Origin of the sequence: Streptomyces gottesmaniae, from assembly GCF_031845845.1 — a bacterium.
GTDB classification, from domain to species: Bacteria; Actinomycetota; Actinomycetes; order Streptomycetales; family Streptomycetaceae; genus Streptomyces; species Streptomyces akebiae.
In genome coordinates, this window is record NZ_JAVRFJ010000001.1 from 548,421 (window position 1) to 568,665 (window position 20,245).

General features: G+C 71.3%; 20 protein-coding genes. 13 read left to right on the forward strand and 7 right to left on the reverse strand.

All coding sequences use genetic code 11. The features are described from left to right. The first annotated feature begins 55 nt into the window (after positions 1 to 55). The gene (locus RM704_RS02395; RefSeq protein WP_063774482.1) at positions 56 to 643 is read left to right on the forward strand and encodes a MarR family transcriptional regulator; all 588 of its coding nucleotides are present in this window, start codon (positions 56 to 58) and stop codon (positions 641 to 643) included. On the opposite strand, the gene RM704_RS02400 is transcribed toward RM704_RS02395, so the two are convergent. Genes RM704_RS02400 through RM704_RS02410 form a run of 3 tightly spaced genes read right to left on the reverse strand, consistent with a single transcriptional unit; the run spans position 565 to position 3,655 of the window. Then, the gene (locus RM704_RS02400) at positions 565 to 1,530 is read right to left on the reverse strand and encodes an ABC transporter ATP-binding protein (RefSeq protein WP_438828879.1); all 966 of its coding nucleotides are present in this window, start codon (positions 1,528 to 1,530) and stop codon (positions 565 to 567) included. The two genes, RM704_RS02395 and RM704_RS02400, sit on opposite strands and share 79 nt — an antisense overlap. After that, a complete protein-coding gene (locus RM704_RS02405) occupies positions 1,527 to 2,603 on the reverse strand; it encodes a FecCD family ABC transporter permease (protein WP_192829667.1) in 1,077 nt (358 codons plus the stop codon). Before RM704_RS02405 ends, RM704_RS02400 begins: the two co-directional genes overlap by 4 nt. Next, complete coding sequence (locus RM704_RS02410; RefSeq protein ID WP_202808134.1) at positions 2,600 to 3,655, reverse strand: FecCD family ABC transporter permease; 1,056 nt, start codon at positions 3,653 to 3,655, stop codon at positions 2,600 to 2,602. Before RM704_RS02410 ends, RM704_RS02405 begins: the two co-directional genes overlap by 4 nt. Positions 3,656 to 3,814: 159 nt before the next feature. Here RM704_RS02410 and RM704_RS02415 point away from each other — a divergent pair, with 159 nt between their 5' ends. Beyond that, entirely contained in the window at positions 3,815 to 4,768 is a 954-nt protein-coding gene (locus RM704_RS02415; protein WP_033527610.1) for an ABC transporter substrate-binding protein, read from the forward strand. 102 nt (positions 4,769 to 4,870) lie between these two features. Here the strand turns inward: RM704_RS02415 and RM704_RS02420 are convergent, their stop codons facing one another. Beyond that, positions 4,871 to 5,377, reverse strand: a complete 507-nt coding sequence (locus tag RM704_RS02420; RefSeq protein ID WP_078937128.1) for a MarR family winged helix-turn-helix transcriptional regulator — start codon at positions 5,375 to 5,377, stop codon at positions 4,871 to 4,873. Positions 5,378 to 5,426: 49 nt separating this feature from the next. On the opposite strand from RM704_RS02420, the gene RM704_RS02425 reads away from it, so the two are divergent. Then, positions 5,427 to 6,692 carry a multidrug effflux MFS transporter gene (locus RM704_RS02425; RefSeq protein ID WP_033527748.1) on the forward strand — a complete coding sequence of 422 codons (1,266 nt, stop codon included), beginning with the start codon at positions 5,427 to 5,429 and terminating at the stop codon, positions 6,690 to 6,692. Positions 6,693 to 6,839: 147 nt separating this feature from the next. Here the strand turns inward: RM704_RS02425 and RM704_RS02430 are convergent, their stop codons facing one another. The 3 genes from RM704_RS02430 to RM704_RS02440 form a co-directional block, all read right to left on the reverse strand. Further along, complete coding sequence (locus tag RM704_RS02430) at positions 6,840 to 7,094, reverse strand: hypothetical protein (RefSeq protein WP_157856699.1); 255 nt, start codon at positions 7,092 to 7,094, stop codon at positions 6,840 to 6,842. Between the two features lie 303 nt (positions 7,095 to 7,397). Continuing rightward, positions 7,398 to 8,972 carry a phenylacetic acid degradation bifunctional protein PaaZ gene (paaZ, locus tag RM704_RS02435; RefSeq protein WP_033527607.1) on the reverse strand — a complete coding sequence of 525 codons (1,575 nt, stop codon included), beginning with the start codon at positions 8,970 to 8,972 and terminating at the stop codon, positions 7,398 to 7,400. Then, a complete protein-coding gene (locus tag RM704_RS02440; protein WP_052146043.1) occupies positions 8,969 to 9,871 on the reverse strand; it encodes a VOC family protein in 903 nt (300 codons plus the stop codon). Before RM704_RS02440 ends, paaZ begins: the two co-directional genes overlap by 4 nt. Positions 9,872 to 10,076: 205 nt before the next feature. On the opposite strand from RM704_RS02440, the gene RM704_RS02445 reads away from it, so the two are divergent. The 10 genes from RM704_RS02445 to RM704_RS02490 form a co-directional block, all read left to right on the forward strand. Continuing rightward, positions 10,077 to 10,661, forward strand: a complete 585-nt coding sequence (locus RM704_RS02445) for a carboxymuconolactone decarboxylase family protein (RefSeq protein WP_063774481.1) — start codon at positions 10,077 to 10,079, stop codon at positions 10,659 to 10,661. A 29-nt stretch (positions 10,662 to 10,690) separates the two neighbouring features. Continuing rightward, on the forward strand, positions 10,691 to 11,539 hold the full coding sequence (locus tag RM704_RS02450) for a fumarylacetoacetate hydrolase family protein (protein WP_033527606.1): 849 nt from the start codon (positions 10,691 to 10,693) through the stop codon (positions 11,537 to 11,539). A gap of 38 nt (positions 11,540 to 11,577) precedes the next feature. Next, entirely contained in the window at positions 11,578 to 12,105 is a 528-nt protein-coding gene (locus RM704_RS02455) for a MarR family winged helix-turn-helix transcriptional regulator (protein ID WP_033527605.1), read from the forward strand. 331 nt (positions 12,106 to 12,436) lie between these two features. Next, positions 12,437 to 12,976 carry a cupin domain-containing protein gene (locus RM704_RS02460; RefSeq protein ID WP_033527604.1) on the forward strand — a complete coding sequence of 180 codons (540 nt, stop codon included), beginning with the start codon at positions 12,437 to 12,439 and terminating at the stop codon, positions 12,974 to 12,976. Further along, positions 12,976 to 14,145: an acyl-CoA dehydrogenase family protein gene (locus tag RM704_RS02465; RefSeq protein ID WP_033527603.1), complete on the forward strand. Its 1,170-nt coding sequence runs from the start codon at positions 12,976 to 12,978 to the stop codon at positions 14,143 to 14,145. The genes RM704_RS02460 and RM704_RS02465 overlap by 1 nt, the downstream gene beginning before the upstream one ends. A 288-nt stretch (positions 14,146 to 14,433) precedes the next feature. Further along, on the forward strand, positions 14,434 to 15,552 hold the full coding sequence (locus RM704_RS02470) for an alcohol dehydrogenase catalytic domain-containing protein (protein ID WP_107072298.1): 1,119 nt from the start codon (positions 14,434 to 14,436) through the stop codon (positions 15,550 to 15,552). Between the two features lie 78 nt (positions 15,553 to 15,630). Then, the gene (locus RM704_RS02475) at positions 15,631 to 17,406 is read left to right on the forward strand and encodes an MFS transporter (RefSeq protein WP_311589021.1); all 1,776 of its coding nucleotides are present in this window, start codon (positions 15,631 to 15,633) and stop codon (positions 17,404 to 17,406) included. A 28-nt stretch (positions 17,407 to 17,434) separates the two neighbouring features. Further along, positions 17,435 to 18,967: a class I adenylate-forming enzyme family protein gene (locus RM704_RS02480; protein ID WP_033527601.1), complete on the forward strand. Its 1,533-nt coding sequence runs from the start codon at positions 17,435 to 17,437 to the stop codon at positions 18,965 to 18,967. A gap of 131 nt (positions 18,968 to 19,098) precedes the next feature. Continuing rightward, entirely contained in the window at positions 19,099 to 19,944 is an 846-nt protein-coding gene (locus RM704_RS02485) for a 3-hydroxybutyryl-CoA dehydrogenase (RefSeq protein ID WP_438828882.1), read from the forward strand. Then, positions 19,941 to 20,245: electron transfer flavoprotein subunit beta/FixA family protein (locus RM704_RS02490; protein ID WP_438828880.1), on the forward strand; the 305-nt coding region annotated here is incomplete at its 3' end. The genes RM704_RS02485 and RM704_RS02490, both read left to right, overlap by 4 nt.

Genomic DNA, 20,245 nt, shown 5'->3' on the forward strand with positions numbered 1-20,245 from the left:
GTTGGTGTCGCGGTGTGCCCGCCGCCATGTCGTGGCCCGGCCGTCGGGTGGGCCGGTGACCGGTTCGGGGCGGGACGGGACGGAGGTGCTGGGGCTGGTTCGGCAGCTGCCGCTGCTCGGCGCCGTGTCCCGGGTCGCCCGGCGGGCCGTGCGACGGCAGGTGTCGCAGGAGCGGCTGCCCGATGCGCAGATCGAGGTGCTGCGCACGGTCGAGGCGCATCCGGGTATCGGGACGCGGGCGGTGGCCGAGTGGCTGCAGTTGGTGCCGAACACGGTGTCGACCCTCGTCGGCGATCTGGTGCGCGCCGGGCTGCTCAGGCGTGCCCGTGACCGTTCGGACCGGCGGGCCGCGCGGCTGTACCTGACCGAGGAGGCGGTGGCCCGCTTGCAGGACTGGGTGGCGGCCGGGGACGAGGTGCTGTCGACGGCGCTGCTGCGCCTGGACGAGGCCGACCGCCAGGTGCTCGAGACGGCGATGCCCGCGCTGCGCCGGCTGTTGGAGGTCCTCGACGACGCCGACGAGGGTGACGTGGAGGGGGCGGGTGACCGAGGAGGTGACCCCGCTCATGGGGCGAGCCCCCGGGGCACGACCAGCGGGCGGTCGGAGTCGGGGTCGCGCAGTACGTCGGCCTCCACGCCGTAGAGGCGGCGGATCAGCTCGGGCGTGACGATCTCTCGCGGGGCGCCTTCCGCGACCGTGCGTCCGGCTTTCATGGCGACGAGATGGTCCGCGTACCGGCAGGCCAGCATGAGATCGTGCACGACGATCACGACCGTCCGGCCGGCGGCGGCCAGTTCCCGGAGCAGTTCGAGGACTTCGAGTTGGTGGCCGAGATCCAGTGCGGACGTGGGCTCGTCGAGAAGCACGACGGCCGTCTCCTGGGCGACCGTCATGGCGATCCAGGCGCGTTGCCGCTGGCCTCCGGACAGGGTCTCCAAGGTGCGGCCGGCCAGGGCCGTCATGCCGGTGGCGGCGAGCGCCCGGTCGACAGCCTGCTGGTCCTGCGGTGACCACTGCCGCAGCAGACCCTGGTGCGGTTGCCGGCCGAAGCGGACCAGGTCGGCGACGGTCAGTCCGTCCGGGGCCAGGGCCGACTGGGGGAGCAGGCCGATACGGCGGGCGGCCTCCCGGGCGGGCAGCCGCGCCAGGTCCCGACCGTCGAGCAGTACCGTGCCGCCCGCGGGCCGGTGCAGTCGGCTCAACCCGGCCAAGAGCGTGCTCTTGCCGCAGCCGTTCGGGCCGACGACGGCGGTCAGGCGGCCGGGTGGGAGAGCGAGCCGCATGGTGTGCACGGCGGTCGTCTGTCCGTGGGCGAGGGACAGGTCGTCGGCGCGTAGTACGGCCGACGGGGTGGCCGCGGTCGCCGAGGTCTCCGTCACGAGGGAAGCGGTGCCGTTCCTTGAGGGCGTCGTGGGTTTCACGTCGGGCGGAGTGGCGGCCGCCTGTGCAGGGGTCGTATGTGCGGGGGTGGTGGGCAGGGGCATGGCCGTCGCGGCATCCGGGGACGGAGTCGTGGCGGGGCGGGTCATGGCAGCCTCCGGGGGCGCGATGCGAGCAGGAGCCAGAGCAGGTAGGGGCCGCCGATGACGGCCGTGACGAGCCCGGCCGGGACTTCGACGGGTGCGGCGAACGTGCGTCCGGCGGTGTCGGCGAGGAGGACGAGCGCCGCTCCGGCCAGTGCGCTGCCGAGGACGGGAACGCCGTGCGGACCGCAGACGCGGCGGGCGGCTTCGGGGGCGAGCAGGGCGGCCATTCCCAGTGGTCCGCCGACGGCGACCGCGAGCCCGGCGCACACGACCGCGACCGCGAGCGCGGCGAGCCGTACCGCCCGCACCCGCACTCCGAGTCCTGCCGCCACCGAGTCGCTCAGGCGCAGCACGGTGAGCCGCCGTCCTGCCAGCAGGGCGAGCGGCAGGCACCCGGCGAGGCCGTAACCGAGCAGGGTCACGGGCGTGGCGGGGCGTGCGCTGAGACTGCCGACCGCCCACGGGAACGCGGCGTTCGCGGCATCGATCGGCGCACGGACCAGCAACAGGCTGGTGATCGAGCCGAGCACCGCGCCCACCCCGAGCCCCACCACGACAAAGCGGTAGCCGGAGGTGCCCGCCCCGCCCGCGAGACCGAGAGTCAGCGCCGCGGCGGTGGCCGCTCCGGTGAGGGCCATCGCGGAGGGGGCGAGGGAGGTGGACGCGCCCACCACGGAGGCGACGGCGAAGGCGGTGGCGCCGTCGTCGATGCCCACGGTGCCGGGGGTGGCGAGCCGGTTGCGCGCGAGGGTCTGCATCAGGCACCCGGAGACGCCGAGGGCTGCGCCGACGAGTAGCCCGGCGACCAGTCGCGGCGCCCGCAGCCGCTGCACGACGAGCACGTCGGCCGGGTCACCGACGCCGACAAGCGCGGGCAGGGAGCGCAGCGGGCTCATGGGTACGGTGCCGACGGCGAGGGCGGCCGTGACGCCGAGCAGGGCCGCCCCGGCGAGCACGGCGCAGCCGATGGCCGCCCGCAGGTGGACCAGTACGGACACGCAGCCTATGCGCAGCAGCAGGGTGCCCGCGGGCGCCTGCAGTGCTGAGGCGGTGGTCGTGGTCGTGGTCGTGGTCACAGCGTCGGCACCCGTCGGGAGCGCACCACGGCGACGAGCACGGGAGCGCCGATCAGGGCGGTGACCACGCCGAGAGGCATCTCGTACGGGCGTACCAGCAGCCGTGAGGCGACATCGGCGGCCAGGACGACGACCGGCCCCAGCAGCAGAGAGGGGATCAGTATCCGGCGCAGGTCCGGTCCGACCAGCGCCCTTGCGGCGAAGGGCACCACAAGGCCCACGAAGCCGATCGGCCCGGCGACCGCGGTGGCGCCACCCACCAGCAGGGCCACTGCCACGACGGCGGTCAGGCGGGTGCGGCGCGGCCGGTGGCCGAGCCCGGCGGCCACCCGCTCACCGAGGGCCATCGCGGAGAGCGGGCGGGCCACCAGCAGCAGGAGCAGACCGCCGAGCAACAGCGCGGGGGCCACATCGGCCAACACGCCGAGGTCCCGCCCGGCGACCCCTCCCACTGTCCAGAACCGCACCTCGTCGGCGGTGCGACTGTCCATCAGCAGCAACACGGAAGTCAGCGACCCCAGCAGGCCGCTGAGCGCGGCACCGGCCAGGACGAGCCGCAGCGGGTCGTCGCCGACGCCCCGCAGCCGCGCCGCTCCGACGGCGGCGAGACAGCCGAGCAGGGCACCGAGCACGGCGGCGTACGGGCCGAGCGTGGCCACGCTGCCGCCCAGCGCGATGACGAGAACGACGCCGGTGGAGGCACCGGCGCTGACACCGAGCAGCCCCGGCTCGGCGAGTGGATTGCGCGCGGCCGCCTGCAGCACCGCTCCGGCCGTGCCCAGCGCCGCGCCGACGGTCACGGCCACGAGTGTGCGAGGCCGGCGCAGTTGCCACACGGCGAAGGCCGCCTCAGGGTCCCCGGAACCGCCGATCACCTCCCGCCAGGAGCGGACGGGGTCCACCTCGCCGCTGCCGATCGACAAGGACGCGAAGGCGCTGAGTGCGAGGAGGACGAGTGGTACGACGACGCCCGCGGTGATGCGGCGGCCGGGAGTGCGGCCCCCAGCCGCGGCAGCGCTGCTGGGGGACCGCTCGTGGTTTCCGACGAGCACGTGGACCTCCGACGGCTCTCGCGCCGGACGAGGCGCATGTGCTTAGGTTAGCCGAACCATACCTCTGAGGCAGAGGTTTATCCATGCGCCTCTGCTTCAGAGGTTTTCATCCGCTTCGTCACTCACCCGGGAGTCAACGTGCGTCGTCCCCTGCCTTCGATGCCGCGCCGCGGAATCGTCACCGCCCTCGCCGCCGCCGTCCCTCTCGCCCTGCTGACCGGGTGCGTCACCGGATCGCCGACCTCGACCTCGGCGGACCGGGAAGGCGCGTCGTCGGCCGCCGTACGCACCGCATACGGCGACGTTCAGGTACCGACCACTCCGAGAAGGGTCGTCGCGCTGGGAGACACCGCGCTGGACAGCGCCCTCGCCTTGGGTGTCGAACCGGTCGGCACGCTGTCCAGCCGCGGCGGTGACTCCGTGTCCGCCTACCTGGCCGCTGAGGTTCCGGACATCACCCTGGTCGGCACGGTCGCGGAGATCAACTTCGAGGCCGTCGCCGAGGCCCGGCCCGACCTCATCCTCGCCGCGTCCGGCACGCCCCGGGAGCGGTACGACGCGCTCAAGGCCATCGCGCCGACGGTCGTGCCCGAACCCGCGCGCTTCGGCGACTGGGAGAGCGAGACGCGTACCGTCGCCGCCGCGCTCGGCAAGGAGGCCGAGGGGGAGCGACTCCTCACCGGCATCGAGCGGCGCGCCGAGGGCATCGCCGGCCGCCGCTCTGCCGACGGCGGCGAAACGGCGGTCGTCATCCGCTGGATGCCCGACGGCCCGGTGATCCTGTCGTCCGCGCTGATGCCGAGCCGCCTGCTGAAGGCGACCGGCGACCGGTCCTGTCCCGCCGCCGATTTCACCGGCAAGCCGCACACCGACCCGCTGAGCCTGGAGAACCTCGGCAAGATCGACGCCGACCGTATCTACCTGACCTCTCTCAACGCCGACGGCGAGAAGGCCCTGGCCGCGGCCGAGGCGCAGCCGGCCTTCGCCCGCCTGGAGGCGGTGAAGGCCGGGAACGTCGACGTGGTTGACGGAGACGTGTGGAGCAGCGCCGCCGGCCCCCTCGCCGCGGGCAAGGTCCTCGACGATGTCGAGCGGCTCCGCGCCGCCGCATGACCGGCACGGGCGGCCTGCTGTCAGGCCGCCGAAACGTGCGGTGGGCCGGCTGACGCCGGCCCGGGGCGGGGGGCCGGTCTCCGACGCCTGGCTCGCAAGGAGTCAGGCGCGCGGCCGCTTCACCTTCTTTTGAAGGACCAGTTCCAGCAGGTTCAGGGCATCGACCACCCGGTCGCGGTCGTCGCCGAGGCCCTCGAGCAACTCGACCTCCGCCGCCAGCTGGCGAGGGAACATCTCGTCGATCGCCTCGCACCCCGCCGGCGTGACGGTCACGAGGGCGGCGCGGCGGTCCGCGGGGCTCGGGCGGCGCTCGACGAAGCCGCGCTTCTCCAGCTTGGCCAGCGTCTTGCTGACGGCCGCGCGGGAGCAGCCGAGGGTCTCGGCGAGTCGACGAGCGATCACCGGGCCTTCCGCATGCCGCAGCTGCACCAGGGCGTCGAGCTCCGGTGCGGTCAGCGGGGCGCCCTCGTACAGAGGCTCGACGGCGGTGGTCAGCAGTGCCTCGATGCGCTTGATCGGGCGCACGACGTCCATGGGGGACGTGTCGAGATCGGGGCGTGCTGCTGTCCACATGGCGCGGAAGTCCTCGGGGGTCGGCGGCGAAGTCATTGTTGATCCCAATTGTTAACCAGTAGACAAATGGTTTACCGTGCAGTTCATGGTACCCACCACGACTTCCGAACCGGTGACCCGGACACCCGCAATCACCGCCCCGCCCGGACGGGTTGGTGTGCTGGTCCTGCTGCTCGGCGCGCTGACCTCGGTCGCGCCGCTCGCCACCGACATGTATGTCCCCGGTTTCCCGGGGATGGGCCGCGCACTGAACGCGAGCGACTCTGCCGTACAGCTGTCCATGACGTCCTTCCTGGCCGGGCTGGTCATCGGCCAGCTGCTCATCGGGCCGCTGAGCGACGGCCTCGGACGCCGTAAACTCATGGTCCTCGGTACGGCCTTGTTCGCGGTGCTCTCCCTGGTCTGCGCCCTCGCCCCGAGCGTCGAGGTACTGGTAGCCGCCCGCTTTCTGCAGGGCGCAGCGGGGGCCGCGGGCACGGTGCTGGCCCGCGCCGTCCTCGCCGACCGCTTTCACGGTCCCGAACTGCCGCGCTACTTCTCGCTGTTGACCATGGTGCTGAGTGTGGCGCCGGTCGTGGCGCCGGTGATCGGCGGCGGCCTGCTGACCGTCGGAGGCTGGCGGGCCACCTTCGTGGCGCTCGCGATCTTCGGGGCCCTGCTCTTCCTGGCGGTCCTGCTCAAAGTCCCCGAATCCCTCCCGCCGGAGCGGCGCCAGCAGGGCGGGGTCGCCGGCACTTTCCACGCCATGGGACGGCTGCTCGGGCACCGCGCCTTCCTGGGCAGCACGCTGACCCTGGCGTTCGCGGCAGCCGCACTTTTCGCCTGCATCACCGGCTCCAGCTTCGTCTTCCAGGAGGTCTACGAGACCTCCGCAGGGCTCTACAGCCTGATTTTCGCGGTGAACGCGTGCGGCATGCTGCTCGCCGGTGCGGTGTTCGGCGTGCTCTCGCGACGACTGACGTTGGGAACGCTGCTGAGCGCGTCGGTGGTGGTCGCGCTGGTCGCCGTACTGGTCCAGGTGCTCCTGCTGGTCACGGTCGGCGGAAGCCTCGCCGGCACCTGGGTCACCCTATTGTTCGCCGCCTTCGGTATCGGCGGCGTCTTCCCGGCCAGCATGAGCCTGGGGCAGTCCCTCGGACGGGAGGCGTCCGGAGCCGCGTCCGCACTGCTCGGCGGGACGCAGTTCCTGTTCGGCGCCTTCGCGTCATTGCTGGTCGGCGCGTTCGGCACCGCCGGCGCCATGCCGATGGCGGCTACCATGCTCGGTTCGCTGATCAGCGCCGCTCTGTGCCTGGTGTTCCTGGTGCGCCCGTGGCGGGGGCAGGGCACGGAGGGGGGAGTCCCCGCATGAGTACGGTCACGCGGGCGGGCGGATCCGCCTCGATGTCGTCAAGGTCAACGGCCGGTTCGCCCAGGGTGAGATCCAGCCGGGCCAGGGCGGCCTCGGTGGAGCGCAGGACAGAGTCCAGGGCGGCGGCGCCGATTTCGAGGTCAACCGCTACACCGTCAGCGGCACCGACGTCACCCACCTCGTCACCGGCCCGCTGACCTCTTCAAAGATCAGCAGGCGTCGTACGTTCAGGAACGCAGAGACCGACGCCAAGGTCGCGGTCGTCGACGAGGCGTATGCCAAGGAGAAGGAGCTCGCCCTCGATGACACCGTCACGATCTCCGGCACCAAGCCCGAGATCATCGCACCGCGGCAGAACATCTCCCGTACGACCGTGACCACTTCGGCCGATCTGGCGGACACGATGTCCGGCTCCGTGTCCCCGGCCTCGCCTCGAATGTCGGCAGGTGGCTGTCCGTCGCGGTGCTCATGACCGCGTCCCCCGGCAGGTCGTCGGCGAGGCGGTCGTGACCGGACTGGAGGGTCGCCCTTCCGTCCAAGGCCCCGAGCGCGCCCGCGGGGACTGTACGGCGGCCGGGCCGACCGGGATGTCCTCAGGTGTGCGGCGAGGGGACATCCCGTCGTGGCGCCGGCCCGGCCGCCTGTCCGCGGGAGGTAGGGGTAGGAACCTCCCGCGGGGCTACAGAGGGCGGGTGTTCCCGCCCGTCACCGCCACCCGGACGTGCGATCGCCGAGCGCCGCCAGCATGCGCGGGCTGCCCTGCACCGCGGTGCGCTGCATGTGGTGGAGGACGCCGCGGATGCCGCCCATCTCCTCGCCGCCGCCGGCCCGTCCGGGGCCACCGTGGATCAGGGCGGGCAGCGGGGAGCCGTGGCCCGTGGACGCCTTGGCGGACTCGGTGTCGAGGACCAGGAGCCTGCCGTGCCAGGGCGCCGCCCCCAGCACCACTTCTCGCGCGAAGGCCGCGTCGCCGGTGACGACGGACCCCGCGAGACTGCCCCGGCCCAGGGAGGCCAGGAAGGCCACGTGCTCCGCCGACGTGTAGGGGATGAGTGTGCTGACCGGGCCGAACGCCTCCACCTCGTGCGGTGCGGGGGCGCCCGGGTCGTCGCAGCGCAGCAGCAACGGGGAGAGGAAAGCGCCCCGTTGGGCGTCGGCATTCTTCACGTCCACCCGGTCGGGGTGCCCGAAGACGAGGCGCGCGGAGTCGAGGAGCGTTTTCACACAGCGGCGTACCTCCTCGCGCTGCGCGAGCCCGGCCAGGGCACCCATCCGCACGGCCGGGTCGGCCGGGTCACCCACGACGACCGCCGCCAGCCGTGCTGCGGCGGCCTCACCGACCGCGTCCATCAGGTCGACCGGCACGAAGGCGCGGCGGATGGCGGTGCACTTCTGCCCCGCCTTCACGGTCATCTCGGTGACCAACTGGTCGACGTACAGGTCGAATTCGGGGGTGCCGGGGGTGGCGTCCGGGCCGAGGACCGAGCAGTTGACGGAGTCCGCCTCGGCGTTGAAGCGCACCGCCTGCCGGACGACCGCCGGGTGGGTGCGCAGCCGTTCGGCGGTAGCCGCCGAGCCGGTGAAGGACACCAGGTCCTGTTCGGTGAGGTGGTCGAGCAGATCGCCGGCGCCGCCGCAGACGTACTGCAGGCTGCCGGGCGGCAGCAGACCCGACTCCACGATCAGCTCGATCAGCCGGCTGGTCAGCACGCAGGTCGGGGTGGCGGGCTTGATCAGGCTGGGTACGCCGGCCAGCAGGGCCGGGGCCAGCTTCTCCAGGGGTGCCCAGACGGGGAAGTTGTAGGCGTTGATCTGCACCGCCGCACCCCGCAAAGGAGTGAGGATGTGCCCGCCGAGAAAACTGCCGTCCCGGCTCAGGGACTCCTGCGGGCCCTCAGCGTAGACCAACCCGTCGTCACCGCCCGGCAGTTCGCGCAGCCCCAGGTCGGCGTAGTGACGCAACACCCTGATGCCGCCGTCGATGTCGAACTTCGAGTCGTACAGCGTCGCACCCGTCCGGGCGGAGAGGGCGTACAACTCCTCGCGGTGTCCGCGCAGGTGGGCGGCGAGGTCCGCGAGCAGCCCCGCGCGCTGGTGGAAGGAGAGCGCGCGCAGCGCCGGTCCGCCCACGGCGCGGGCGTGGTGCAGCGCGGCCGCCATGTCGACGCCCGCGGAGGAGGCTTGGGCGATCTCCTCGCCCGTGACCGCGTCGTACACCGGCGTTCCGTCCCCTGCCGGGGTGTACCACCGGTCCTGTACGTAGCTGTGCAGCAGGTTCATCGTGCCGTCCCTTCGGTTCCCGCGTACGCGTCGTCGCCTTCGTTGACCGGGTGGTGGCCCCAGATGTCGGAGTGGTAGACGCGGCTCACCCAGGTGGCGTCGTCCACCCGCCGTCCCTCGGCGCCCACTTCGATGCCGAAGCCCGCGGGGGAGCGCATGTAGAAGGAGAACATCCGGTCGTTGGAGTGCCGGCCCAGCGTCGCCATGAGCGGGACCTTGTGGGTGCGGGCACGGTCGTGTGCGCGCCCCACCTCGTCCATGTCCAGCACCTCGCACAGGATGTGGTGCGTGCCCTCGCGCTTGCGGGACTCGACGAACGCGATGCTGTGATGGCGTGGGTTGCAGCCCATGAAGTAGAAGGTGCCGCCCAGGGGCAGATGGGTCACGTCGCTGAGACGGAAGCCCATGACGTCCCGGTAGAAGTCGACCGCCTCCAGCGCACGGGGCGACTTCAGGACGACGTGCCCCATCCCCTGGTCGCCGGTCACGAACGTCACGCCGAGCGGCGAGACGAAGGGGGCGGTCGACAGGTGTCGGCCGGTGAACAGTTCGGTGCGTACCGCGCACGGTCCGTCGAACCACACCATGCGGTCGACCTGACGGTCGGCGCACTCCTCGGAAGAGCCGTCGTGGACCTCCACCCCGTGGGCGCGCAGACGCAGAGCCAGCTGCTCCAGGCCGCGCGGGTCGCCGACCTCCCAGCCGATACGGGTGACACCTCCGGATTCGGCGCTCTCGACACTGAACCGGTACGGATGCTCGTCCAGCCGCAGCAGCCGCGCCCGCGGCGAGCCCGGCGGCCCGACGGGCATCGTGCCGATGATGTCGTTGGCGTAGGCGACCCAGCCGTCGGGGTCAGGGGTGCCGATGCCGAGGTAACCCAGGCTGCGAATGCTCACCGAGACCTCCCATGGTCGATGTGTGGCCTGCTCGGGGCGCCGTGAGGACTGCCCGGGCCGGCCCGCGGGATCCGATCGTTCGAACCCTGATCGTCAAAATTCATACAGACAGATCCAGGAAATGTAAACCTGTTGACTATCGGTGTTCTATCTATCTATGGTCCTGCCGTGCACCAACGCCGGTCACCCGTGAAGGGCCAATGACATGCCTGTAACTGAGCCGCGCCTGCATCCGGTGGACGAGAAGGACATCCCGGAGAAGGCGCTCGACGCCCTGCGGCCGTACCGCAACGGCGAGGGCGACATCTATGCCATCTGGGCCACCCTGGCCGCCCACCCGGACGCGCTGCGCCGCTTCCTGGTCTTCGGCAACCATGTCCTGGGCAAGAACACCCTGCCCGTGCGATCCCGCGAGCTGGTGATCCTGCGGATCGCCTGGCTCGCCCAGGCCGAGTACGAGTGGTTGCAGCACGTCCTCATCGCCCGTCGGGCCGGAGTGTCCGACGACGAGATCCGCGCCCTCGGCCGACCCGGCGATCCCGGCTTCGGCGGTACTGAGCGCACCCTGCTCGCCGCGACCGACCAGCTGTTCGGGGGAGCCGATCTCGACGACGCCGTGTGGCGGGAGCTGCGCGAGCACCTCACCACCGAGCAGCTCATCGACCTCGTGTACACGGTCGGCCAGTACCAGACCGTGGCCATGGCGATCAACGTCTTCCGCATCCAGCCCGAACCGGACATCGCCGCGCTGCGCGAGGAGCTCCCGCTGCCCGCGCCGACGGTGTCCTGACCACCCCTATCGTCTCAGGAGGAACCTCCATGAAGCTCGCCAACCTTGCCGGCCGGGCCACCATCGTCGTCGGCGACAGCGCCCTCGACGTGGAGAAGGCCAGCAACGGCGCGCTCGGCCCCGACCCCGCCGTGCTGTACGACCTCGCCAACCACGCCGAACTGCTGCGCCTCGCACAGGCGGCGACCGACGCCGACCTGGTCGCCTACGACGAGAAGCAGCTCGGCCCGGTCTCCCCGCGAGCCGGCAAGATCCTTGGAGTGGCGCTCAACTACCGCGGCCACGCCGAGGAGTCGAACATGCCGATCCCCGAACAGCCCGGCATCTTCGCCAAGTTCCCCAGCTCGCTGGCCGGCCCGTACGAGCCGGTGTCCGTGCCCGTGGGCGTCGACAAGGTCGACTTCGAGGCCGAGGTCGTCGTGGTGATCGGACGGACCATGCGCTCCGTGGAGCCGGCGGACGTATGGGCGGGTGTCGCGGGCGTGACCGCCGGCCAGGACGTCACCGACCGCAAGGAGCAGTGGCGCAAGCCGCTGAACCAGTTCAGCCTCGCGAAGTCCTACGACACCTTCAGCCCCTGCGGGCCGCTGATGGCGACCGTCGACGAGTACGACGACCCGAACGACATCGAGGTCGTGGGCTGGGTCGACGACCTGGAGGTGCAGCGCGGCCGGACCTCGGACCTGATCTTCAGCGTTCCCGAGCTGGTCTCCTGGCTGTCCCGGTACGTCACCCTGGAGCCGGGCGACCTGGTCTTCACCGGAACCCCGGCCGGCTGCGGGGTCCGGCGCACGCCGAGGCTGTACCTGGAGCCGGGGATGACCCTGACGACCGAGGTCTCGGGCGTCGGTACGATGCGCAATCCGATCAGCCGCTGACGTCCGCCGGCGTTCGTCGTCCGAAGGGAACCCTGTCCTTGTCCGAGATCCGCGGTGACGCCGTCCACCATCCGCGCTCCCGTGAGTTCGCCGCCAAGGTACGGGCGCACCACGAGGAACTGGGGCACAGCGAGCGCCAGATCCAGGGAGTCGAACTGGTCACCCACCTCACCCGGCTGGTGGCCCGGCTGGTCCAGGACTTCGAAGGCACCGTGCACCGGCCCCTCGGGATGACCTGGGCCGGGTTCCGGATCATGAACACGCTGTGGATCTTCGGTGATCTGGAGCAGCGGGAGATCGCCCGTATCTCGGGCACCTCGCGGGCGAGTGTCTCCAGCGCCCTCAACACCCTTGAGGACCGCCAACTCGTCGAACGGCGCCGGGAGAGCGACGACCGCCGGGTCGTCCGTGTCTCGCTGACGCCGTCCGGTCTGGCCCTGCTGCACAAGGCGATCGCAGGGCAGACCACCCGGGAGACGGCCTGGACCACCGTCCTCGACGACGACGAGATCTCCCAACTCGTCTCCCTGCTCGGCCGACTGGTCAACCAGGAGCACCCGGCGTAGACCGCGCGTCGGCCGGCTCCAGCCGGCGAAAACACCCACCACCACACCCCGGTGGTCCACAGCGCCGTACCGCTGCCACTCCCCGAGGCGGCGAGCCGCCACCCCACCGGCAGTCCGGCGATGCGTCAGTCGTCCCGCATCTCCAGCAGTTGGAGCGGTACGGCGTGTCCGGACCGCCTCTCCGCGTCGTCGTCCAGCCCGGACGACCATGAGCCGCGTGTCGCGCAGCCGCACAACGATCTGCCGCGTCGCGACCGCCGCATCGCGATCCGATCCGCTTCGTGATCTGCGATCTCCCACCCCCGCACCTCCCCTTCCGAGGAGCCGCACCATGCCCCGGAGAATCGTCACAGGCCGGGCGGCGGACGGCAGAGCCGTCGTCGTCCAGGACGGTCAACCGCCCCGCACCACCGCACTGAAGCACACCCCGGGTTTCGTCTCGTCCCTCGTCTGGGCCACCCCGGCCCAGCCCGCCGTGCCCTTCGCCGGCACCGACCCGACGCCCGCCGTCACCTCCTACGTTCCCGAGCCCGGCGCCACCCGCGTGCTCCATCTGGTCATCCCGCCGGACACGGTCTACCGGAGCGAGGACTTCGACCCGGTCGCCGCGCTCGCCGAACGCCTGCGCACCAGCCCCGGCCTGGCCGAGCTGTTCGAGCCGGACGCCCCCGGCATGCACACCACCGACACCGTCGACTACGGCGTTCTGCTGGAGGGCGAGATCGTCCTCGAACTCGACGCCGGCAACGAGGTCACCCTCGCCCCGGGAGACGTCGTCGTGCAGAACGGCACCCGTCACGCCTGGCGCAACCGCTCCACCTCACCCGCAACCATGCTCTTCGTTCTCATCGGTGCCCGGAGGAACTCCTGATGCCCCACCTCAACCCGGTCGACGCCCTCGACCTCGACAGTCAACTCGACGACGACGAACGACTCATCCGCGACACGGTCGCCGCCTTCGTCCGCGACCGTGTGACCGACCACGTGGCCGGCTGGTTCGAGTCGGGCACCTTCCCGACCGACGAACTCGGCCCTGAAATAGGCAAGTTGGGTCTTCTCGGCATGCACCTGGAGGGCTACGGCTGCGCCGGCGCGAGCGCCGCCGCCTACGGTGTGGCCTGCCGCGAACTGGAGGCCGCCGACTCGGGACTGCGCAGCTTCGTCTCCGTGCAGGGCTCCCTGGTGATGTTCCCGATCCACCGCTACGGCTCGGAGGAGCAGAAGCAGCAGTGGCTGCCCAGGCTCGCCTCCGGCGAGGCGATCGGCTGCTTCGGGCTCACCGAGCCGGACCAGGGCTCCGACCCGGGCGGCATGCGGACGGTCGCCAAGCGCGACGGCGAGGACTGGGTCCTCAACGGCACCAAGATGTGGATCACCAACGGCTCCATCGCCGACATCGCCGTCGTCTGGGCCCGCACCGAGGACGGCATCCGCGGCTTCCTCGTGCCCAAGGGCACCCCCGGCTTCACCACCAGCGAGATCCACAGCAAGCTGTCCCTGCGGGCGTCCGTCACCGCGGAACTCCACCTGGAGGACGTACGGTTGCCCGCCGACGCGGTGCTCCCGGGCGTCACCGGGCTGCGCGGCCCGCTGTCCTGCCTGTCCGAGGCGCGCTTCGGCATCCTGTGCGGTGTCGTCGGCGCGGCCCGCACCTGCTACCTGTCGGCCCTGGACTACTCGACCACCCGTGAGCAGTTCGGCCGGCCCATCGGCGGCTTCCAGTTCACCCAGGGCAAGCTCGCCGCCATGCAGGTCGGCCTCGTACACGCCCAACTGCTGGCCCTGCGCCTGAGCAAGCTCAAGGACGCCGGACAGCTCCGCCCGGAGCACGTCAGTCTCGGCAAGCTCGCCAACGTCCGCGCCGCGCTCGACATCGCCCGGTCCGCCCGCACGGTGCTCGGAGCCAACGGCATCACCACCGAGTACCCGGTGCTGCGGCACGCCAACAACCTGGAGACGGTGCTCACCTACGAGGGCACCGAGGAGATCCACGCCCTGGTCGTCGGCGAGTCCGTCACGGGACTCGCCGCATACCGCTGACCGGGCGGCCGTGAGACCGGCCCCGCGCGGCGCGGAACCACCGTCACCGGGGCCGGCGGGACGATCCCGAGGACACGGAGGCCGACGCACCTTCGCCGGGGCCGCTCACCAGCCCGTACGAGCAAGAACCCACCCGTGGGCCTGACGTCCGGTGAGACACCGACACGCTCGCTCACCGGACCCGTGGAGCCACCGGAAGACCGCGGCGGCAGCGGCCTGCGACACCCATCACCCGGTGCCGAGCCCTGCCGTACCCGGAGACAACTCCGCCCCATGTGAGGAGAGGCCATGACCTCGACCATGCGCGCAGCGCGAATGCACCACGTCGGCGAGCCGATGAAGATCGAACGGATTCCCGTTCCGGTACCGGGCCCCGGCGACGTCCGGGTGGCCGTGCACGCCGTGAACATCGTACCGAACCTCGCCAACATCCTGAGCAACTGGACCACTTGGTTCCCGCTCAACCCCCTGCCGCCCCTGCCGTCCGTGTTCGGACTCGACCCCGCCGGCGTCGTCGAAGAAGTCGGCGACGGCGTCGAGGGCGTCGAGGTGGGGGACCGGGTCTACGTCAACCCGGGCCGCACCTGCGGCGCGTGCCGGGCCTGCCGCAACGGCCGGATCGTGCACTGCGCGAGCTACGCCTTCGCCGGCTACTTCGGCTTCTCGGCCACCTCGGTCCGCCTGCTCGACCGCTACCAGGGCGGCCTCGCGGAGAAGATGATCGCGCCCGCGTCCGCTCTCGTCCACCTCCCCGACTCCCTGCCCTTCGAGGCCGCAGCGCGCTTCGGCTACCTGGGGACCATGTACTCGGCGCTCCGCAAGGCCGCCGCCGGACCCGGCCGCAGCGTCCTGGTCAACGGCATCACCGGCACCCTCGGCATCGGCGCCGCCCTGCTGGCCCCGGCGCTCGGCATCACGACCCTGTACGGCACCGGCCGCGACCGCGAACTGCTCGCGGAGATCGACAAACTCGCTCCGGGACGGCTGCGCCTGCACTCCCTGCACGACGGTCCCGTGGACGAGTGGATCGCGGCGGAGACCGGCGGGGCCGGAGTGGACGCCTACATCGACGCCCTCGGACCCGGCGCACCGCACGAGACCCTCCAGCAGGGCGTGCGCGCGCTGGCCAGGGGAGGCATCGCCGTCAACGTCGGCGCCGTAGCGGGAGAAGTGCCCCTGGATCTGCACCGAATGATGGACATGGACCAGACGGTCCGCGGTTCGGTGTGGTTCACACCCGGCGAGGGACAGGACATGGCCGACATGGCCGAGGCGGGCTCGCTCGACCTGTCCCCCCTGCGCCACCACGTCTTCCCGCTCGAAGAGGTGAACACCGCGATCAACAACGTGGGTTCGCGGCACGGCGGGTTCAGCAACTTCATCATCTCGCCCGCCTCAGGGCGCTGACCGGCACCACCCGAAACTCCTCCCCACCCCCCACACCGGCAGGTCACCTCACGCGTTCATCCCCGGAAGGAACCACCTATGGCCAGATCCGACACCGGCGTCGGAAACGGCGCCGGCTCCCGGCCGCCCGCCCGCACCGCGATGGCGAAGCAGTCGAGCGACCAGGCCCACGCCAGCGACACCCTGGCGCGGGGCACCCTCATCGCGGCGGCGCTCTGCGTCTTCATGGCCCAGTTCGCCCTGACCGTGCCGGCGGGCCTGAACGGCCTGTTCCAGCAGGACTTCCACACCTCGGCATCGGAACTGACCTGGATCACCGATGCCTTTCTGGTCCCCGTCACCGTCCTGGAACTGACCTTCGGGCTGCTCGGCGACCTGTTCGGACGGCGGCGGTTGCTCGTCGGCGGTTCGGTGCTGGTGGCGGTCGGGTTCGTGGTCTGTGTGCTGACACCGGGCCCCGAGACCGACCACATGACCCGGCTGATCGTGCTGTGGACCGGCCAGATCCTCGCCGGCATCGGCGCGGCGGCCGTGATCCCGACGACCCTGGCCATGATCGCCGCCGGCACGCGCACACCGCGCGCCCGAGCGCGTTCCATCTCCGTCTGGGCGGCGGCGCTGTCGATGGGCAGTGTGCTGTCTCCGCTGGCCTGCGGCCTGCTCGCACAGTCGCAGTTCAACTCGTGGCCCCACTCCGGGTGGCGGTGGGCGTTCCTCCTCGTCGTCGCACTCGCCGCGGTGTCGGCCGTACTCGCCTACGTCCTGGCCGAGGACTCGAAGTCGCCCGAGGGGCGTTCCCTCGACTGGCCGGGGCAGATCACGATCGCCGTCGCCGCCGTCGCCCTGCTCTTCGCCGTGATCCAGGGGCCCACGAGCGGCTGGGGCAGCATCGAGGTCATCGGCGGGTTCACCGTCGCCGCCGTCTTCATGGTCGCCTTCGTCCTCGCCGAGCGCCGCTCGGCGTCCCCGCTCCTGGACCTCGGCCTGTTCGCCAACCGCAACTTCACCATCGCCGCGATCGTGACCGTCGTCGGCATGTTCTGCTACCTCGGCACCGGCTACGTGACCAGCATCCGCCTCACCGCCATCCAGGGCTTCACCCCCCTCAAGGCGTCCCTGGCGTTCATCGTCTTCAACGGCGTCTCGGCCCTGATCCAGGTGCCCATCGCCTCCCGCCTCATCGAGCGCTACGACCCGAAGTGGATCCTCGGCGGCGGCCTGCTGCTCATCGGGGCGGGCGACTTCTGGATGGCGTCGATACCCATCGGCCACCAGTCCGTCACACCGCTCATCGCTCCCCTCGTGGTGGCCGGAGCGGGCGTGGCGTTCGTCCTGTCCGCGGTCACCGCCGTGGTCATCAACACCGTGCCCCACAACCTGTCCGGCATGGCCGCCGGCTGGACCAGCCTGCTGCGCGACTTCGGGTTCACCCTGGGCCCGGCCGTCGTGGGCGCCATCGCCCTCAGCCGGGCATCGCGCGAGATCAGCGAGAAGGTCGCCGCCGACCAGCAGCTCAGCCAGGCGCTGGACACCTTCAACGCCTCGGCGGCGACCGCGCCCGAGGGACAACAGGCAGCCGTGGAGGGCGCCGTCGCGGCCGTCAACTCCGGCCCGCTCGGTGCCAACGCCGTCCCGTCGACCGTCACCCTGCCCGACGGTTCCACCGTTCCGTTCAACCCGCTCAAGGACACCGCCTTCCAGGCCCTGGGCAGCGCCTACTCGCTCGGCTACCTGATCGTCGGACTGTGCGCGGTCGCGGCGGCGGTGGTCACCGTGGTCCTGATCAGCGGACGCCGAACGGACCTGTCAGACACGCCGGACGCGCCGGCCACTCCGATGACGACCGACGCCTGACGGACCGCAGGAAGAAAGGAGCGCTCACATGACCGGCCCCACCCGCCCACGACCCATGTTCCGCCTGGGCCATCTGCTGGAACGCCGCGCCGAGTCGCACCCCGACCGCACGGCACTGGTCTTCGGGGACCGTGCGTGGACCTACGGGCAACTGCGGGACTGGATCGTGACCACGGCGAGGCAGCTGCGCCTGCACGGGGTCGGATCCGACAGTGTCGTCGCCTACGCGGGTGCCTCGCGCCCCGAGGTCTTCGTCCTGATGTACGCCACGGCCCGCCTCGGAGGCGTGTTCGTCCCGGTCAACGGGGCCGCCACGCCTCCCGAGATCGCCTACCTCCTCGCGGACTCGGGAGCGGACGTCCTGGTCACGGACGCCGCCTGCGCCGCCAGACTGACCGGCGACGGCACCGTACCGGCGGGCATCGCCCGCGTGTGCCTGGACGAGGAACCACCCGACGGATACGCCCCACTGAACCGGACGTCGGACGCCCCTTTCGGCGACGACACCCCGGCACCCGTGGCGGAGGACGATCTCGCCCTCATCGCCTACACCTCCGGCACGTCCGGCCGACCGAAGGGCGTGCTCCTCACCCACGGCAACATCTTCTGGAGCTGCGTCAACGGACTCCTCGGCCTCGACCTCGCCCGCGACGACGTCACGCTGATCACCACACCCGTCTTCCACATCGCGGTACTGAGCGGGGTCGGCTCCTACACCTGGGCCAAGGGCGGAACCGTCGTCCTGGAGCCCGCCTTCACCGTCGACGGCTTCCTGAAGACCGTACGGCAGCACCGGGTCACCGTGACCTTCGCCGTTCCGGCGATGCTCGCCCTGATCGCACAGCACCCGGGCTTCGCCGCCGCGGACATGTCCTCGCTGCGCTGGATCCTCAGCGGGGGAGCGGCGGCACCGGCATCGGTCGCCGAGGTGTTCCACCGCCGCGGCATCCCGGTCCTCAGCTCGTACGGGCTGACCGAGACCGCCGCAGGCGTCACCTACCGCGACCCCCGCGACGGCCCGGGCTGCTCCGGCGAGGCAGGACTCGCCGCACCGCTGACCGAGCTCCGGATCGTCGACGTCGAGAACCGCCCCGTGCCGCGCGGGGCGACGGGAGAAATCGTCGTCCGCGGGCCCAGCGTCACCTCCGGATACCTGGGCCTGCCGGAGGAGACGGCAGCGGCCCGCGACGCCGAGGGCTGGTTCCACGGTGGCGACCGGGGCTACCTCGACCCCGAAGGCCGCCTGGTGGTCGCCGGCAGGATCAAGGACACCATCATCACCGGCGGGGAGAACGTCGACCCGACCGAGGTGGAAGAGGCACTGGAGGCATGCCCCTCCGTGTACGAGGTCGCGGTCGTCGGAACACCCGATCCCGTCTGGGGGGAGGTCGTCACCGCCATCGTCGTACCGGCCGACGGCGCGGACTGCTCCCTGGAGGACCTCCAGAGGTTCCTGTCCACCTCCCTCACCCGGCACAAGATCCCCCGCCGCCTCGAACTCCGGGACCACCTGCCCCGCACCGTCACCGGCAAGCTGCAGCGCAACCTGCTGCGGGGCTGAGCTCGGCCGCACCAGAAACGTTGGAGAGGTACCTCATGCCCACACAACCGTCCGGCACCCTGTCCGGGGCCCCGCCGAACAACACGACTCCCCAGCCTTTCCACCGCGTGGGCGTCGTCGGATCGGGCCTCATGGGCAGCGGCATAGCCGAGGTCTGCGCCCGCGCCGGCCTCGACGTACTCGTCGCGGAAACCGGCCCCGAGGCGGTGGCGGCAGGCCGCGACAGAATCACCAAGTCCCTGGCGCGCGCGGTACGCAGCGGCAAGCTCGCCCCACAGGACAGCGCCACGTCCCTCCGCCGGATCGGTTTCACCACCGACCTGGCCGACCTCGCCGACCGCGACATCGTGATCGAAGCGGCGGCCGAGGACGAGCAGGTGAAGACGGAGATCTTCGCGGCACTCGACAAGGTGGTCGTCCGACCGGACGCCATCCTCGCCTCCAACACCTCCTCCATACCCGTCATGAGACTCGGCACTGCCACCGGACGCGCCCAGCAGGTGATAGGCGTGCACTTCTTCAACCCGGTGCCGGTCCTGGGCCTCGTCGAACTGGTCCCCTCCCTGCTGACCAGCGACCAGACCCTCGACCGCGCGGCCGAGTTCGTCGGCCGAGCCCTGGGCAAGCAGGTCATCCACGCCAAGGACCGGGCGGGCTTCGTCGTCAACTCCCTGCTGGTGCCCTACCTGTTGTCCGCCATTCGCATGCTGGAGTCGGGCATCGCGTCGGCGGACGACATCGACGACGGCATGGTGCTGGGCTGTGCCCACCCCTTGGGCCCCCTGCGGCTGGCCGACCTGATCGGCCTGGACACCCTCAAGGCGATCGCGGACTCCATGTACGAGGAGTACAAGGAACCGCTGCACGCCGCGCCGCCGCTGCTGCTGCGCATGGTGGACGCCGGGCTGCTCGGCAGGAAGTCGGGCCGGGGCTTCCACGACTACTCCGATGACAGGGCTGAGAGGAAAGCCGGATGAGCTTGAGGATCGTTGTCACTGTGAAGTACGTGCCCGACGCCACTGGCGACCGGCATTTCGCCGATGACCTGACCGTCGACCGTGACGACGTGGACGGTCTGCTCTCCGAGCTGGACGAGTACGCGGTCGAGCAGGCGTTGCGGATCTCGGAGAACTCAGGCGACGACGTCGAGGTCACCGTGCTGACCGTGGGTCCGGAGGACGCCAAGGACGCGCTGCGCAAGGCGCTGTCGATGGGTGCGGACAAGGCGATCCACGTCGAGGACGACGACGTGCACGGCACCGACGCGATCGGTACCTC